12 protein-coding genes are annotated in these 15260 nt (G+C 36.5%); 7 read left to right on the plus strand and 5 right to left on the minus strand.

The annotated features are described in order from the left end of the window. Positions 1-3: 3 nt before the first annotated feature. Complete coding sequence (locus CC99x_RS06300; protein ID WP_057622571.1) at positions 4-1956, plus strand: M48 family metallopeptidase; 1953 nt, start codon at positions 4-6, stop codon at positions 1954-1956. A 9-nt stretch (positions 1957-1965) separates the two neighbouring features. Continuing rightward, the gene (locus tag CC99x_RS06305) at positions 1966-3339 is read left to right on the plus strand and encodes an FAD/NAD(P)-binding protein (protein WP_057622569.1); all 1374 of its coding nucleotides are present in this window, start codon (positions 1966-1968) and stop codon (positions 3337-3339) included. Positions 3340-3419: 80 nt separating this feature from the next. Here CC99x_RS06305 and CC99x_RS06310 read toward each other — a convergent pair whose 3' ends face one another. Further along, positions 3420-4202, minus strand: a complete 783-nt coding sequence (locus tag CC99x_RS06310) for a hypothetical protein (protein ID WP_057622567.1) — start codon at positions 4200-4202, stop codon at positions 3420-3422. A gap of 239 nt (positions 4203-4441) precedes the next feature. Here CC99x_RS06310 and CC99x_RS06315 point away from each other — a divergent pair, with 239 nt between their 5' ends. From CC99x_RS06315 to CC99x_RS06330, 4 genes are all read left to right on the plus strand, one after another. Next, entirely contained in the window at positions 4442-5119 is a 678-nt protein-coding gene (locus tag CC99x_RS06315; RefSeq protein WP_057622565.1) for a L,D-transpeptidase, read from the plus strand. Positions 5120-5291: 172 nt separating this feature from the next. After that, on the plus strand, positions 5292-5510 hold the full coding sequence (locus CC99x_RS06320) for a hypothetical protein (protein WP_057622564.1): 219 nt from the start codon (positions 5292-5294) through the stop codon (positions 5508-5510). Next, the gene (locus tag CC99x_RS06325; protein ID WP_057622562.1) at positions 5503-6288 is read left to right on the plus strand and encodes a 3-deoxy-manno-octulosonate cytidylyltransferase; all 786 of its coding nucleotides are present in this window, start codon (positions 5503-5505) and stop codon (positions 6286-6288) included. The genes CC99x_RS06320 and CC99x_RS06325 overlap by 8 nt, the downstream gene beginning before the upstream one ends. Continuing rightward, complete coding sequence (locus tag CC99x_RS06330) at positions 6285-6941, plus strand: histidine phosphatase family protein (RefSeq protein ID WP_057622560.1); 657 nt, start codon at positions 6285-6287, stop codon at positions 6939-6941. The genes CC99x_RS06325 and CC99x_RS06330 overlap by 4 nt, the downstream gene beginning before the upstream one ends. Positions 6942-6988: 47 nt before the next feature. On the opposite strand, the gene CC99x_RS06335 is transcribed toward CC99x_RS06330, so the two are convergent. Then, positions 6989-11170: a hypothetical protein gene (locus CC99x_RS06335; protein WP_057622558.1), complete on the minus strand. Its 4182-nt coding sequence runs from the start codon at positions 11168-11170 to the stop codon at positions 6989-6991. 240 nt (positions 11171-11410) lie between these two features. Here CC99x_RS06335 and CC99x_RS06340 point away from each other — a divergent pair, with 240 nt between their 5' ends. Then, positions 11411-12268, plus strand: coding sequence for an ankyrin repeat domain-containing protein (locus CC99x_RS06340; RefSeq protein ID WP_057622555.1), 858 nt, complete (start codon positions 11411-11413; stop codon positions 12266-12268). Between the two features lie 117 nt (positions 12269-12385). Here CC99x_RS06340 and CC99x_RS06345 read toward each other — a convergent pair whose 3' ends face one another. The 3 genes from CC99x_RS06345 to CC99x_RS06355 all read right to left on the minus strand — a co-directional run bounded on the left by CC99x_RS06345 (position 12386) and on the right by CC99x_RS06355 (position 15222). After that, entirely contained in the window at positions 12386-12694 is a 309-nt protein-coding gene (locus tag CC99x_RS06345; protein WP_057622553.1) for a hypothetical protein, read from the minus strand. Positions 12695-12721: 27 nt separating this feature from the next. Further along, positions 12722-13000 carry a hypothetical protein gene (locus tag CC99x_RS06350; protein ID WP_057622550.1) on the minus strand — a complete coding sequence of 93 codons (279 nt, stop codon included), beginning with the start codon at positions 12998-13000 and terminating at the stop codon, positions 12722-12724. A 275-nt stretch (positions 13001-13275) separates the two neighbouring features. Further along, the gene (locus tag CC99x_RS06355; protein ID WP_057622547.1) at positions 13276-15222 is read right to left on the minus strand and encodes a tetratricopeptide repeat protein; all 1947 of its coding nucleotides are present in this window, start codon (positions 15220-15222) and stop codon (positions 13276-13278) included. Between the last annotated feature and the right edge of the window lie 38 nt (positions 15223-15260).

Below are 15260 nucleotides of genomic sequence, written 5' to 3' on the forward strand. Positions count from 1 at the left end.
AACTTGAATTTTTTTGAACACCAAGATAAAGCACGTAGAAAATCAAAAATATTAATTCTATATTTTATCTTGGCACTTCTCATCATGATTTTGGCAATGAATGCTGCCGTATATGGCATTCTCTATTATACATCACAGCAAGTGCCTGACTTACGCTCGCTGATGAATGAGCCGCTTTGGGTTTATATTTCTTTAGCCTTAACCATCATTATTGTGTCTGGCAGCTTATTCAAAATGTACGCGCTAAGAGGCGGTGGCACGAGCGTTGCCAATATGGTAAATGCACGTCGCATCCTTACAGACAGTAGTGACTTTCATGAGAAACGCCTTATTCATGTTGTAGAAGAGATGTCCATTGCTTCTGGGGTTCCTATGCCTGCTCTTTACATCATGGATAAAGAAATGGGTATTAATGCCTTTGTTGCTGGCATTACTCCCAAAGATACTGTATTGGTCGTCACAAAAGGCTCTTTGGAAAACTTAAACCGAGAAGAGCTGCAAGCAGTTATTGGACACGAGTTTAGCCATATCTTCAACGGCGACATGAAAATTAATATTCGACTCATGGCAATATTGGCTGGCATTTTATTGATTGGTAATGTGGGTTCAATAGTCCTCAGAAACGCTAGCTACTCATCTGGCTCTAAGCGCCGTGATGGTAAAGGCGGTGGTGGCGTTATTATCATACTCTTAATCGCACTCGTCATGATTGTTTTTGGCTATCTAGGTCTTTTCTTGGGGAGAATTATTAAAGCTGCTGTTTCTAGACAACGTGAATTACTGGCGGATGCTTGCTCTGTTCAATACACCCGCTACCCACAAGGATTGGCTTCTGCATTTAAACGTATGCTTATGCTTGAAGAAGGCTCTAAGCTAAAGAGCCCACAAGTTGAAGACATTAACCATTTATGCTTTGGCGAAGCTATGTCATTCACCTTTTTTAATAGCTTATTTGCCACTCATCCCCCTCTTGATCAACGTATTAAAGCAATAGATCCCTATGGGAAATACGGACTTTTAGATAATACTGCAAAAGAAGAAAAGCAAAGCGGTGATGTTACAGGGGCAAAAAAAACAAATTTAGAAAGCGTTTTAGCACCTATCATGTATACCATGGCAGCCACAGCTGGTGCTGCTAATACACATGCAGAAATAATGAAAAACAGTATTGGAAACCCATCAGATGCGCATTTTGAACACGCCAAAAATATTCATAATCTCTTGCCAGAAGCTCTGTTAGATAGAGCAAGAAATAAAGAAAAAATTGAATATTTATATTATGGCTTAATACTACGACGTTATAAAAATAAAACCCCTATTGTAGAATATTTAAGCCAAACATTAAGTAAAGCTGAGCTTGAATCCGTCAATGAAATTTATGAAATGCTTAAGCCTTTACCACTTGAAACATTAGTACCATTATTTGATATTAGTTTACCAGCTTTCTCTGAAAACTCGCTTGAAAAAAGAAATGTGATTTACAATCACATTGAAGCACTTTCTCAGACATTAATGCCCTCATTATTCCGTTTTGCCTTGCTCACACTTCTCGGTAAAAAATTGACAGACAGTACACGCATATCAGATAGACCTAAATACTATTCTCTGGATTCAGTCCGAGAAGAAATTGCAATTCTGTTTGCCTTTGTCACAAATTATAGTTATAGCAATGAATCTCAAAGAAATGAACATTTCACAAATATTGTTAAAATCCTACTATCTGAACCTATAGAGAAACCCAACATCAAGACTTTTAAAGCGATTCAATTTAGAAATACTTTAGAAAAGCTTAATAAATTAACACCAGAATTAAAAGAAAAAATAATTTCTTCCTGTGTTGAATTAGTGTTATCTGATAACCATGTTAAAATACAAGAAGCAGAAATAATACGTGTGATTTCAGGATGTCTAGACAGTCCAATGCCTCCTCTTCTCACGGAACAAATAAAAAAATAATGAATAAAGATGAAAACAAAGAATAATAATTTTAATATCGCCATCATTGGCGCAGGTTTTTCTGGTAGTACCTTAGCGATACAACTCAAAAAAATAGCCACCACAGCAATAAGAATTGCGCTTATCAATGATAGCTCGCAAATAAATCGAGGTCTTGCCTATTCAACTTCTGAGCAGTACCACCTTCTCAATGTTCCTGCAGGAAAAATGAGTGCATTTGAAGATCATGCAGACGATTTTGTATCTTGGCTAAAAGAACATGAGAATTGCAAGATGGGTGGAGAGAATATATCTGAACAATTTTTCCCACGAAAATTGTATGGCACTTATCTAGAATCTCGATTTACAGAAACCCTTAAAGATAAGCATATGCCTGCACATATTGAAAGCATAAGCGCCCAAGCAATACAATTATGCAAGAAAGAAAATCAATATCATATCACATTGAACAATGCTGAAACACTCATCGCAGACAAACTTATATTAGCCATTGGCAATCCAAAACCAATCAATGTATTGAAAAACTATGGTCTTGAGCAACATAAAAACTATCTTATCGATCCTTGGAGTTTTAATCAAATTAAAGCCATTCCAACAACAGCACCTATTGTTATCATTGGTACAGGGTTAACGGCTATTGATATTCTACTTTCACTACAAAATCAAAAACATGCAGGAAAAATATATTTATTATCTAGACATAGCTTGTTACCTAAAGTGCATGAGCCTTATACGCCTTTGCCAGCACAAATACTTTCCGATCATTTTAAAACCCCCAAACATGCGCTTGCCTATATTCGTCATAAAATAAAATCAGAAAATTTAAATTGGCGCGCAGTTGTTGATTCCTTACGTCCTATTACACAAAATATTTGGCTACAATGGAATCATGACGATAGAGTAAAATTTATGCGTCATTTAAAATCATTCTGGGAAGTGCATCGACATAGAATTGCGCCTCAAGTCAATGCCACGCTTCAGGCAATGCTTTCAAGTGGCCAAGCACAAGTAATAAATGCAAAGTTATCAGCCATTACACAAAGTACAAATAATTTTAAACTTAGTTTAAATAAAAAACATGATAAAGCATCAATATTGATTGATGCAGGATATATTATTAATAGTACCGGGCCTAATTATCTCTCTTTATATGATACTGCGCTGTTTCAATCGCTTGTCCAACAAAATCTTATCACATGGGATCCACTCAAGTTGGGGTTCGCTGTAGATAATGATTTTCAATTATTATCTACAAGTGGCATAGCATCAAAAAACTTATTTGCAGCTGGCCCACTCTGTAAAGCACTTCTCTGGGAGATAACCGCTGTACCTGATATTCGAATACAAATAAAAAAATTAGCCAATGTTTTGATTGATTGCTAGAGGCCATATTCTGCAACAATCAAGCAACCAAGTCAGAAGAAGAGTGGCTGCAAAAGACACAACCACTTTCAAGGCATCTTTTAGATAAAACGCACGCCTTCTAATCGATCTTGTAATATCTGCGCATACTGTAAATCCAGCGCTTCCTGTCTTGCTTTTTCTGAATCTTCATGTGTTATTTCTGCTTGTAGTTGTCTAGCAAATTCTTCATCATTTATAAACATTTGTAGTCGCTCAACTGCACTAAACCGTAGAAAAGAAGAAGACGTTAACACTTCTTCATCGCTTGAAGAATCATCAAAAGATGGTGGAGTATCCTCATCTAACAGAGCGATTAAATCTTCAAAATCAAAACTAGGAGGCATTAAATCTAAGGCGCATGCTTCATTTAATTTATCTAAAATCCTTTCTAAATGCTTCGCAGTAGAATTGTGTTTATTCAAATTATTTTCTTCAAGACACGAGATATAGAACTGTTCTCGATCATTTCTAAAATCTTCTAGTTCTCTTCTGCCTTGCTCTAAAATATCTGGATGTTGTCCCAAAAATGTCTGAATATCTGCATTGGATTCAGCAAATCCAGCTTCCTCTGCAGCAGCGACAAATATCCGTACTGCAAATGAAGCATCAATGCCTTTATTTTGATCATAATCAATATTGGCTCTGGTGTGAGGACACTCAAAAGCTTGGCCTACAGGAGAATAATTCTCAATATCAGTATTTGCAAACAATGGTATTCTCATGAGCAAATCTGCTTGTATTTCTTCCTGCGCGTACGAAAGTAAACTATATTGCGCTGTTAAATCATAGTTAATTTGAGTTGTAAACAGTTCTAGCAAATCGTTAAATTGTTCTTGGTTCATTGAAAAATCCTATACATTATTTCAAAATTTACGGCGATTATAATATTAATTATTCATAATAAAAAAAGATAAGCGATAAACGATTGAATCAACAGAGCAAACGGTATATTTTTACAGGCAGAAATACACAGTTGCGCTTTTTATTTCTTTGTTTTTTTTGAACCCATCTCTTCTTTATCCTGTCATAACAACAAATGTAAAAAAATTTTCGTTTATGTATAAGATAAGTGAGGTCTGATATGTTGAAATATATAGCATTTATTTGCTGCTTGGGGCTTATGCTTCCCGTAGCGCAAGCAAAAACCTATGGTCAGAAGTTGTGTGGAAATCCCAAATATGACTGTATCAGAACAAAACCAGGTGATAATTGGCATAAATTATTTCCAGATGCTCGTGAACGTGAAATTGTTCGAAAAGTAAACAGAATGAATGTTAATTTAACCTCTGGAACGACAATAGCAATTCCCAAAAACTTACATTCTGTTAATTATCTATCACTTTCCCCCTTTCCTAACCAAATCAACCCTCAAAATTCATCTCTTATAAAAGTAGATCTAAGTAATTTGGCCTGGGGTGCTTACGATGCAAGTGGCAGACTGGTCAATTGGGGGCCTGTTTCTGGAGGACAAAACTATTGTGCAGACGTTAAGCGTGGTTGCAACACAATAACGGGTACTTTTAAAGTTCAGCGTAAGCAAGGCGCTGCTTGTAAATCCAGTAAATATCCACTTCCCAAAGGCGGTGCACCAATGCCTTATTGCATGCATTTTCATGGCGGCTATGCCCTACATGGATCAAACACAGTTCCAGGCTATAATGCCAGCCATGGCTGTGTAAGAATGTTTACAGAAGATGCTCAATGGTTAAACCAATCTTTTGTACGGGTTGGAACAACTATCGTTAAAGTATTTAGATAAACACCTTCTCAGTTCTATCCACAGAGCGAATAAAAGGCTAAAGCATAGGTTTTAGCCTTTTTTCTTTCTCTCTCAAACAAAGTTAACCAACCAATATCTTATAAACATCGATGCTTTACATTGATAATAAGAATCATTATCATCTTTTCTTTTTTTAAAGAGCTTACTCACTATGAACACAGCATTAAAAGTATTAAATCAAACAGAAATAGAACAAGTGCAAGGAGGAAATTTATTCTTTTATCTATTAGAATTACCCCACATTATAATGGGACTTAGAGAGTTCGTTAACTATGCAATTGGCCGAGGCATAAATGGCTGTGAAAATATTGATGAGTCCGATTATATAACGCAAGGATTTTGTAGTTTACTAGGCACTAATAATGAATAAAGCATCAACTTATGTTGTCATTCCTGCGCGCTATCAATCAAGCCGCTTTCCAGGCAAACCCCTAGCCCCTATTTTAGGGGTTAGCATGCTAGAACGTGTATGGCGTATAGCAACGCATACGCAATTTTCACACAATGTCTGGATAGCAACGGATGATGATAGAATTCAGAGTCATGCCTTATCATTTCAGGCAAATGTGATTATGACACCCGAAGCCTGTCGCAATGGAACTGAGCGTGTTTATGAAGCTGTAAAAGCGTTTGCTGCGCCTAACAGTATTGTGGTGAGCTTACAAGGTGATGCTGTCTTAACCCCTCCTTGGGTCATTGATGCCTTGATTAAAGCCTTAGAAACAGATCCAAGTGTTGGTATTGCAACCCCCGCACAAGCTGTTACAGGTGACTCTATTGCCAAATTTCTTGAACAAAAAAAGATTAGCCCATCAACAGGAACAACCGTTACTTTTGATTTACAGCATCGTGCGCTCTATTTTTCAAAACAAGTAATACCTTATGCGCATAGTGCACACCAAATCTTACACAGACATATTGGCATGTACGCTTATCGCTTCGATGCGCTTGAAAAATTACAAGCACTACCCCCTTCTCCATTAGAAGAAGTCGAAAAGCTAGAACAATTACGTGCCTTAGAAAACAATATTCCAATCAAAATTGCTGTTGTTGATTATAAAGGACGAACACATGCGTCTGTTGACAGTCCTAAAGATGTTCCATGGGTTGAGCAATTAATCTCTGAAGAAGGCGAATTAGTTTTATGAGCAGTGTAACGCTCTACTTATACCGACACGGCAATACTTTTGAAGCAGGCGACAAAGTTGTTCAGGTGGGACTCAAATCTGATCTTCCTTTAACAACCGTTGGAAAGCAACAAGCAGAGAGCTTTGGTGCTTATTTACAAAAATCTAGCATATCACCAAATAGCATTTTCAGTGGCCAACTCCAAAGACAAACAGAATCTGCTCATATTCTGCAAAGCTATTTCCCGCAGACAATACTAAAAACCCACGTTCAAGCATTGGATGAAATAGATTATGGTTTGTGGGAAGGATTAACGGCGAATGAAATTACTGAAAATTGGGAACATCAAGCACAATGCTGGCATACTCAAGCAATATGGCCTAATGACATATTCAAGCAATCACGAGAATATCACCTACAACACATTACCGAATTTCTAACTGCACTTTATAACAAGCAAGGTGAGAAAAACGCTCCCGTTATTGTAGTTTCTAGTAATGGCATCATTCGGCTTTTTTTATATTTCTCAAACTTATGGGAAAATATTTGTGCAACCAGCGCAATGAATAATTATAAAGTGGGCACAGGGAATTTCTGTAAAGTACAATTGCACGAAAATAATATAATTACGATTGACGAATGGAATGTGAATCCCGCAAAAAGATTAAGCTAAATTCACATTCAACGTTGACCAGTCTGACATGCGTTGTATTACTTCAATTACCACCAACCTTTCTTGGGAGCTACCGCATTTGAACTAGATGATGATTGTGTGGGATTGCATGCTGCCAAAAGTCCATCCAGATTTTTATCTTGCTTGAATTTTTCTTTCAATGCATCTCGTTCTTCTGGGCTTTTATCTTGAAGATGCTGAGCAAGCTCTTTATATTTTGTTATTTTATCGTCACCCTCAGCATTTACTGTTTTCCCAGCCAACAACTCAATAACTCCACAAACATCTGCATAATTAGCAGCTGTGCTTGAAAATATGGCACACATAACAGGAGATAAACCGTCTTTATTTTCAACAATTTTCAAACCATTGGCGCCTAGATTTGCTCCAAAAACACTATAAATACCATCGTAAAGCTTTCCAGAAATATTCCAACTACCGCCACGAGGTACTTTCAAATCTTCGCAATTCTCAATCGCATTTAGCACATCCAAACGCCCATTTTTAGCCAATACATGCAAGACCGTCTCTCCATTGTCATTCAAGGCATTACATTGGGCTTTCCCTTCTGCAGTCTTTAATAATCCCACAACAAGATCTGCTATCTTATCAATGAGAACGATTTCGTGCAAAACAGCCCCATTAAACAAGTCGTGCTCAAAATCTTTATTCACTAAATCTCTGATTAAGCCCTGATTAAAAGGCGTAGCATCTCTATTCAAAACCTCTTGCAATAATGACTTTGCCCGAGGCGATTTTTTCATATTCTCCCAAAGTTCTGAATTTAAAATTTTTTTTGAATAAACTAATGTTTCATTTTTCTTCAAACACTGCAGGAAAACTTCGCAAAGTACATCATTTGGATTAGCACTACGGTTGCCACATTCTTCAGATAAAACCCTATTTATTTGAGCCTCTTTGCTTTCTTCAGAATTAGGTGTATGGGAGATCTTTTTAATAATTTCTTTGGCCAAATCATAGCGCTGCAATGTCGATTTTTCTATCAAGGAACCAGCATCTTTTTTATTGGCCTCTGATATTTGCCTCAATTGATTTTCGAGTACATTTAATTTTTCTTGAGCATCTGGTTCTGCAATCGATAACCGACTTAAATCAGCATGAATTTCTTTCAATGCTTTTTTAAATGAAGCTGAATTTACTTTGGAAAAAAACACCCCACCAAAATAAGCTCCTAATTTAGTATTATATCCTAACATTTCATTTTTATATATTGCCTTGACATATTTATCAATCTGTCTTGAAAGTTGAATATATTGCTGTATGATTCCATCATCATTCAAAAGCTTTGTAACATCGGAAGGAATCGGTTTTCCTAAAAAATCATAACGACCAGTACCAACCATTGTGGCAGCACCAAACTCACCATCCGCAGCCATTACCTCTGTAATCCACTTTTTCTCTTTGCCTTCTTTCAAAAGCTTTTGCACCTCTTTTAAAATTTTTCCATATTTTCTGCTCGTTGCGCCAAGCTCTTCTGGGTATTGGCTCACGAGTCTTGAGATGGTTTCTAATTGATAATTATGCATCTTTTGATCGACCGTGTTAATTTGCACACTATTGTTGTGAATCAGATCATTAATAAATGCCTCTTCCATTTTATATTGATATATTGCTTTCATTTTGAAGACTGCAATGATTTCTGTTTTTATGTCATCAGGATAATCAGCATTTTCTTGTACATGCTTGATAAATGCGGCTGATTTTTCTTCAAATGCACGAAGTAGTTCAGGATGAGAAGGAGCATACAACAATCGCATACCAATTTCATTTAAATCTAAAAACTGCATTGAGGTAGACATTAATGTATCCGTCATTCTCTCAGTTGATATACCTCTACTTAAAAAATAATTTTCAAAATCAAACCAATAGGGATTATTAAATTTATGCGCTCTTTTAGAACTGTCTACCCCCCCAACATAAGATGTCTCTGGATACCACATTTGTTTTTTAGGTTGAAATTCTAGATTTGGGTAGCGTTTTGATAATTGCATATATTCTTTTTTATTGTCATTATCTCTAACCCAAATATAGCGCTCCCCCTCAGAATCGGTTGTGAGAAGCTTTATGCGACGACTTACATTTGTTGTATCTAGCTTCATTTCTTTAAACCAGTCACCCAATAGTTTCTGCTTTTCCGGATCATTAGGATTAAAGTAAATCTCATAGATATCTTTTTTTAACAAGAAATACAACTGCTTTGTTAAATTAGAATCTGCAGCCATTTTAAGTTTACACTCAGTAAAGAAATTTTGGATTTTCAACGTATCAGCATCGCTAAATTGTGCGTTCGTTTTCAACTTTAAAAAAATAGGTCCATACTCACTTTCAAAATCCTCTGTCGACTTCCCCAAGGCTGTCAAAAATGCCTGCTTTGTTCTTGTATAACCTTTAGGAAAATCATTTTTATCATATTTATCGTTTACCAAAAAGTAAGAGACATTGTCTGCAACATTAGAATTTGCAGAAAATATGTTAAATAGGGTTGTTGTTTGAAAAGAGGGCAGATTGTCAGCAAACAAGTATTCTATAGCATCTGCTCTATTAAACTCTATAGAAGCGCGACCTGCTTCCTTTATAAATCGGCTGGTCTGCGCTATTTTGTAAGAATCTTGCCCGTTATTGGAATGATCACTTAAATTACCCTTCATGGTGCCATGGCCACCCACCACAGACATAACCTTCTGTTTGGTGGTTGGCTCAAAAGTTGGTATTGTAGGCTGAAATGCTTCCCTATAATCTGCATCTGCTAACAGAATAAAAGCATCGGCAACTGTGCTTGGCATTTCTTCGTAAGTGAAAGCAATGCTTTGACCATAAATTGGCAAGTTATAATTTGCTGTCCATCCTAGATAACCGTCTTTAACATTTCCAAGACCGGCTCGGCCTTCAACAGGATCATAGGCTAATAATTTTGTCTTTAACTGTATCTCGTTATTTCTTATTTTTTTAAGCGCTGCGATTATGTTCTGTTGTTCAATAGCTTGATTCTGCTTAAGCGCTGTGGTTATTTCTTTTTGTTCAATAGCTGGATTCTTCTTAGTAAGCTCTGTTCTTATTTGCTGTTCAATATCTTTATTCTGCTGAGAATGTTTATTTTTTTCTACAATGCTGTTTGCTAATGTTTCTATCTGTTCATCCGTGAGACCTGATAAAGACTGCATCCATTTATCCATACAATCAGCCATAGCAAAACTTGTAATGGCGCCTCTACTGTGCCCAGTAACATTAACTTTTATTTTATTGAGACCATCTGTAATTAATTTGATCATCTCAGGTATAAAATGCATTTCCATTGCTGTAGTGATTCTAGCCTCAATACCAGATCCTAATAGATTTCCTGCAACATCACCTTCTGTTACAGCGAGTTTATCATTATGCTTTGAATCATAATGATCTAAATATACTAAAGGTTGATCTAAAGACATAACCGCTGTGCCCACCCCTCGCATCAGCATCACACGTTTTTTTTCTTCTAATGCTTTTTGCAGCGCTAAATTACAGAGTACATCTCCACCTTCATATATATCAAAATGCCCCGCAAATAAAGGCGCACCAGCGGTGCCCATGAAGAAGATATTAATATCATTCGTTTTTACTTGCTCTTTATACTTATGTTTGTCTTCAAGAATCCAACCATCTGCGAACTTTTGATCTCGAGTTCCATTTGAGAGATGGCTGAGACAACTCCGTAATTGTGCCTCTTTTTCTTTTCTGATCAATGTTCCAATATTGCTTTCTGGATCATGTTTATCCTTAGAAACATCAAAATCTATTGGCGACATTTCTTCTACTAGAGTAAAAAGCCAGCCATTAATGTCAGCAATATCATCTTGATTTTGAATCGGTGCTAAGTCTAAATCAGACTTAACACCTAAAATTCTAGCTTGATCAGCAATATTAATACTTTTAAGTGCATCAAACATTTCACGCAAAAGCGCCACGTTCATCTTTTTAATAGCTAACTCTAAAATTGTATGGTCATTGATTTCTTGTTGTTGAAGACTTGCATCTTGATTTAAAGTATTCAATGACGTAGATATTTTAGACAAATCTAACTCTACCAAATCTATCTGCACAGCAGGCAGAGAACTTGAGCTACTAGAGGAGCTACTGGGGATGCTGGGGATCCTGGTGTCGGAGCTACTGTTATACAATCTATCAAAACAGGCTCGTTTAAATGCGTCTTCATAGTCTTTGGTAGTAGTCATTTTTTTATCCTCTATTCAACGTTTAATAGTTTGTCTGCCAAAAATTGATTTAGTTCAAATAAATTAAAGTGAGTGAACGATCACCTTATTAATTTATCGATAATTTAGAAAAACCTCAATAAAATCAAGATAAAAGGTAGCTCAAGAAATATATTTGGATACACAGCTGACAAAGGGGTTGAATTAACGGACAAGCGGTTGTAATATAACTAACCTATTTTTTTTGGAGGATATATACACATGATAGATAAGTTGAAACTTCTAAGAGCAATGCAAGCCAAGGATTCGGCCATAGCTATAGCAGAAATTAATTCAGCAGATATAGCATCAGCAGAAATTAATTCAGCAGATATAGCATCTCTTAACTTCTATTTTAAAGAAAATTCAGCTGCATCAAATGAATATACGCTACTTCACTATGCTGTACAGTGTCAGTTACCAGAGGTTGTTGACGCCCTTCTAAAGAAAGGCATGGATCCAGAAATTAAATCATTAGGAGAGCGCAAACACGGTGCGTTTTTGGAAACACCCTTACATACAGCCGTGAGACAATTGCTTTATTATATTAGCAATGAGGCAGAAAAAATATCAATGCTTCGTATTATTGAGATACTATTAAGTCAAAGTCCTAATACTCGATTAGCGCTGAATGGGGATCAAGCTACCCCTATCCATCTGGCAACTTATAATGAAAAAGCATTGTCTGCCTTGAAATTATTTTTTAATCCACGCTTTCCTGGAGTGGACATTAATCTTACAAATAGTTACGGATCTACACTATTGCACAAAGCTGCTGTTTGTAATAACGCTCCTGCATTAAAATTCTTACTCAAGATGCGAGCAAATCCAAGACTATATAATCATGCTGGAAAGTTAGCAATTGATTCAGCAAGAAAAGGAACAGAAATACACAATATATTGAAGCCATATCATGAAACAGTTAGAAGTCTTCAAACTTTATGCTTTTACAAACTTTATCAAGAAAAAGCACAAGTAGTAAATATAATTCCCGTCACATTAGCTCGACGCTTTGAGGAGATCTCGCTGGAAATTCAAAGCCAAGAAGAGGCACGTAGGCGTGCTACATTGTTGTCATAGCTTGAAGTAAATATGGAAGTTATTCTACCTTGTTTTAAAACAGCCAATCTATTGGCTGTTTTAAAATAACGAAGTTAAAGAAGCAGAGCTTAGGAATGCTGACTTTTACTAGAAAAACTATCCAGCTTCACTCTCATCTTTTTCATTTTCAATCCAGTTGGTTAAAGCAGTAATAATTTTATTGGCTTGATCAATACTAGAGATATTAAATTTAGATTTCTGAAAATATTCATTATTACGTTTCTGGTAACGACGAATTGTAAATTTTGCAGGGCCATAAGCTTGATCTTTTTTGTTCCAATCCTGATATTTAAATATGACGGTAGCCCACGCACCCTTGGTTAAAATTACTTTATCCAACTCATTTACGGTTACCACACCGTCTTCTTCATATTTTATAGTAATATCATCTACAACGGATGCCATTGTTCATACCCTCTTTATAATTAAGGCCTAATGTTTTGATTTTTCGCTTAAGCGAGATAGCAGGAAGTTTACTAAGGTACCTGAAAGAATGGAAGCAATTAAACCACCTCGCAATAAAAACAATGCAAATTGTGTCACCGTAAATCCATGCAAGCCATATGTCATCATACCAACTATAATATAGGCAAATAACGGTAAGGTGCACCCTATCAGAAAATAATATTTGTATTTTTTCGTGACGGCAAACAACAACATGATTGCATAGGCAATCGCAATGAAATTCAGAACAATAAAAAATGGCGGCATAGATTATCAATCCTTACCTTAAAAAAGCATTTTCAATGCGAATGTCGATCAGTTAAGAGTCAATGGGCATTTAATAGAATTATAAATGAGCGAAGCGAATTGATTGTCTTTCTTTGTTATCAAAGAAAGAGGCGCCTTTGGTGCAGAGAAGGATTTTTAATAAAGATTAAAAAAAATCCATCTGCTCACTAACGTGAGCTTCTTCCCTTGATTCCAAGGGAAGACAATCATTCACTTCGTTCATTTCTTAACTAACTGGCATTGCATATTCAATGTTAGAACTTGATATCAAATTCATCTGTCAAAAGTTGCTGCATAAGCTCGTCGGACAAATCACTTCCCTGCGTTAGTTGCTCTGGTGTCAATTTCTCCATGAGCTGATCACGAGCCTCTTGAATTGCTGCCCCAGAACCAACAGATGCAATTTTTAACCAAGCATATGCTTTCACAAGATCTTTGGCAACACCATTGCCTTCTTGATAACAAAGCGCCAAACGATATTGAGCATTGTTATCCCCCTTCATTGCGGCCTTTTCAAATAATTCAAATGCTTTTTGAGGATTTTTTTCTACACCTTGCCCATTAAGATAGCTCATCCCTAGTTCATATTGAGCACCAAAATGATTTTGTTCAGCAGCCATTGTAAAATATTGTGCAGCTTTCACCTCATCTTTCTCAATACCATTACCATTTCTATAGCGAATTCCCAGGTTATATTGAGAATCTTTGTATCCTTTGTTGGCAGCCTCTGTAAGCCAACGAATCGATTCTTTGTCATTAAAATCTGTGCCAAGTCCTTCTGCATAAAATCGAGCAAGTTCATTTTGTGCTGGACCATACCCCATTTCCGCAGCTTTTGTATAGGCTTCAAAGGCCTTAACATAGCTTTGCTCTTGATTCAAACCATCTCTAAAGCAATTGCCTAAATAGTAAAAACCTTCAACAAAATTTAATTGCGCTGCTTTTTCAAACCACACACAGGCTTGCTTAGGATTTTCAGGATAGCCGTACAAACCCTTTAAATAAGCTTTACCCATATAAACAACAGCATCAGGATAACGATGCGCCAAAGCCTTCTTTAACCAATCATTGGCTTTGTTTTGTTCTTCAATCGTACCATAACCTTCTGTGAGGTAGAGAAACACTTTAAACTCAGCGGCTGGCACCTGTTTATTGGCTGCTTTTTTTAACCAGTCAAAGGCTTTAAGTTTGCTTTGCTCAACACCCCAACCATTTTCATATGAAATACCCATTTCATACATCGCCGGACCATAATTATTTTTCGCGGCTTGCTCATATAACTCAAGTGATCGCTGATAACTCTGTTTAACACCATCACCATCTCTGTATAATTTAGCCAATGCTACTTTAGCATCCATCGATCCTGATTGTGCTGCTTGAATTGTCCACTTAACATATTCAGCATCATCTGCGGTAACTCCAAGACCTTCTTTATATGATTTTGCAACTTTAAGTTGCCCTTGTGTATAATTTAATTGTGCTGATTGAAGGTAATATTTAAAAGCTTCTTCAGCATTTTTATCTACCCCCAATCCTGATTCATAAGAAACACCTATCGCAAAAATAGCTGGCGCATATTTTTGCGATGCTGCTTTTTGAAACCATTGCATAGCTGCATGATTGTTTTGTTTCTCTCCCAACCCTTTACTATAGGCCAAACCAATTGCATACTCTGCTGGCGCATAGCGTTGATCTGCGGCTTTCTTTAACCACATATTTGCCATTTTATAGTTAATATCAACCCCTAAACCTTGACTATACATAAGCCCTAAATTATAAGAGGATGGTGCATGACCACTATCTGCAGCCTTACTAAACCAATTCATTGCCTGCCTATAATTGATACGGGTGCCAACACCTTTTAAATAACATTGAGCAAGATTATATTGTGCATTCAAATGTCCTTGCTCCGCAGCTTTTATAAACCAACTCAGTGCAATTTTTGGATTAGTATCTACATAAACACCTTCCAAATAAAATACCCCTAAAGTGTATTGTGCTTCTGCACCGCCACGTTTTGCAGCGGTATTAACCATTTCAAATTGCTCGGGTGTAACCGCAGAATTATCTGTTGTAATGGCTTGATACTCAATGCCACTATTTATATCACTCCCAATATCTTCTGCAAGTGCCATAAAACTCACACCACTGGTAAAGACAATACCGCCCAGCATAGATAATAGTCTAAATTTTGACAGCATGTTTTTTTCCTCAACCATTAGCTAAAATGATAAAAACC

The organism is Candidatus Berkiella cookevillensis (assembly GCF_001431315.2).
Classification (GTDB): Bacteria; Pseudomonadota; Gammaproteobacteria; order Berkiellales; family Berkiellaceae; genus Berkiella_A; species Berkiella_A cookevillensis.

Excerpts from the sequence above, each read along its gene's own strand:
- CC99x_RS06345 (WP_057622553.1), bottom strand. The coding sequence starts at position 12,694 with ATGGCATCCGTTGTAGATGATATTACTATAAAATATGAAGAAGACGGT.
- CC99x_RS06325 (WP_057622562.1), top strand. The coding sequence starts at position 5,503 with ATGAATAAAGCATCAACTTATGTTGTCATTCCTGCGCGCTATCAATCA.
- CC99x_RS06340 (WP_057622555.1), top strand. The coding sequence starts at position 11,411 with ATGATAGATAAGTTGAAACTTCTAAGAGCAATGCAAGCCAAGGATTCG.
- CC99x_RS06355 (WP_057622547.1), bottom strand. The coding sequence starts at position 15,222 with ATGCTGTCAAAATTTAGACTATTATCTATGCTGGGCGGTATTGTCTTT.
- CC99x_RS06320 (WP_057622564.1), top strand. The coding sequence starts at position 5,292 with ATGAACACAGCATTAAAAGTATTAAATCAAACAGAAATAGAACAAGTG.
- CC99x_RS06315 (WP_057622565.1), top strand. The coding sequence starts at position 4,442 with ATGTTGAAATATATAGCATTTATTTGCTGCTTGGGGCTTATGCTTCCC.
- CC99x_RS06310 (WP_057622567.1), bottom strand. The coding sequence starts at position 4,202 with ATGAACCAAGAACAATTTAACGATTTGCTAGAACTGTTTACAACTCAA.
- CC99x_RS06330 (WP_057622560.1), top strand. The coding sequence starts at position 6,285 with ATGAGCAGTGTAACGCTCTACTTATACCGACACGGCAATACTTTTGAA.
- CC99x_RS06350 (WP_057622550.1), bottom strand. The coding sequence starts at position 13,000 with ATGCCGCCATTTTTTATTGTTCTGAATTTCATTGCGATTGCCTATGCA.
- CC99x_RS06335 (WP_057622558.1), bottom strand. The coding sequence starts at position 11,170 with ATGACTACTACCAAAGACTATGAAGACGCATTTAAACGAGCCTGTTTT.
- CC99x_RS06305 (WP_057622569.1), top strand. The coding sequence starts at position 1,966 with ATGAAAACAAAGAATAATAATTTTAATATCGCCATCATTGGCGCAGGT.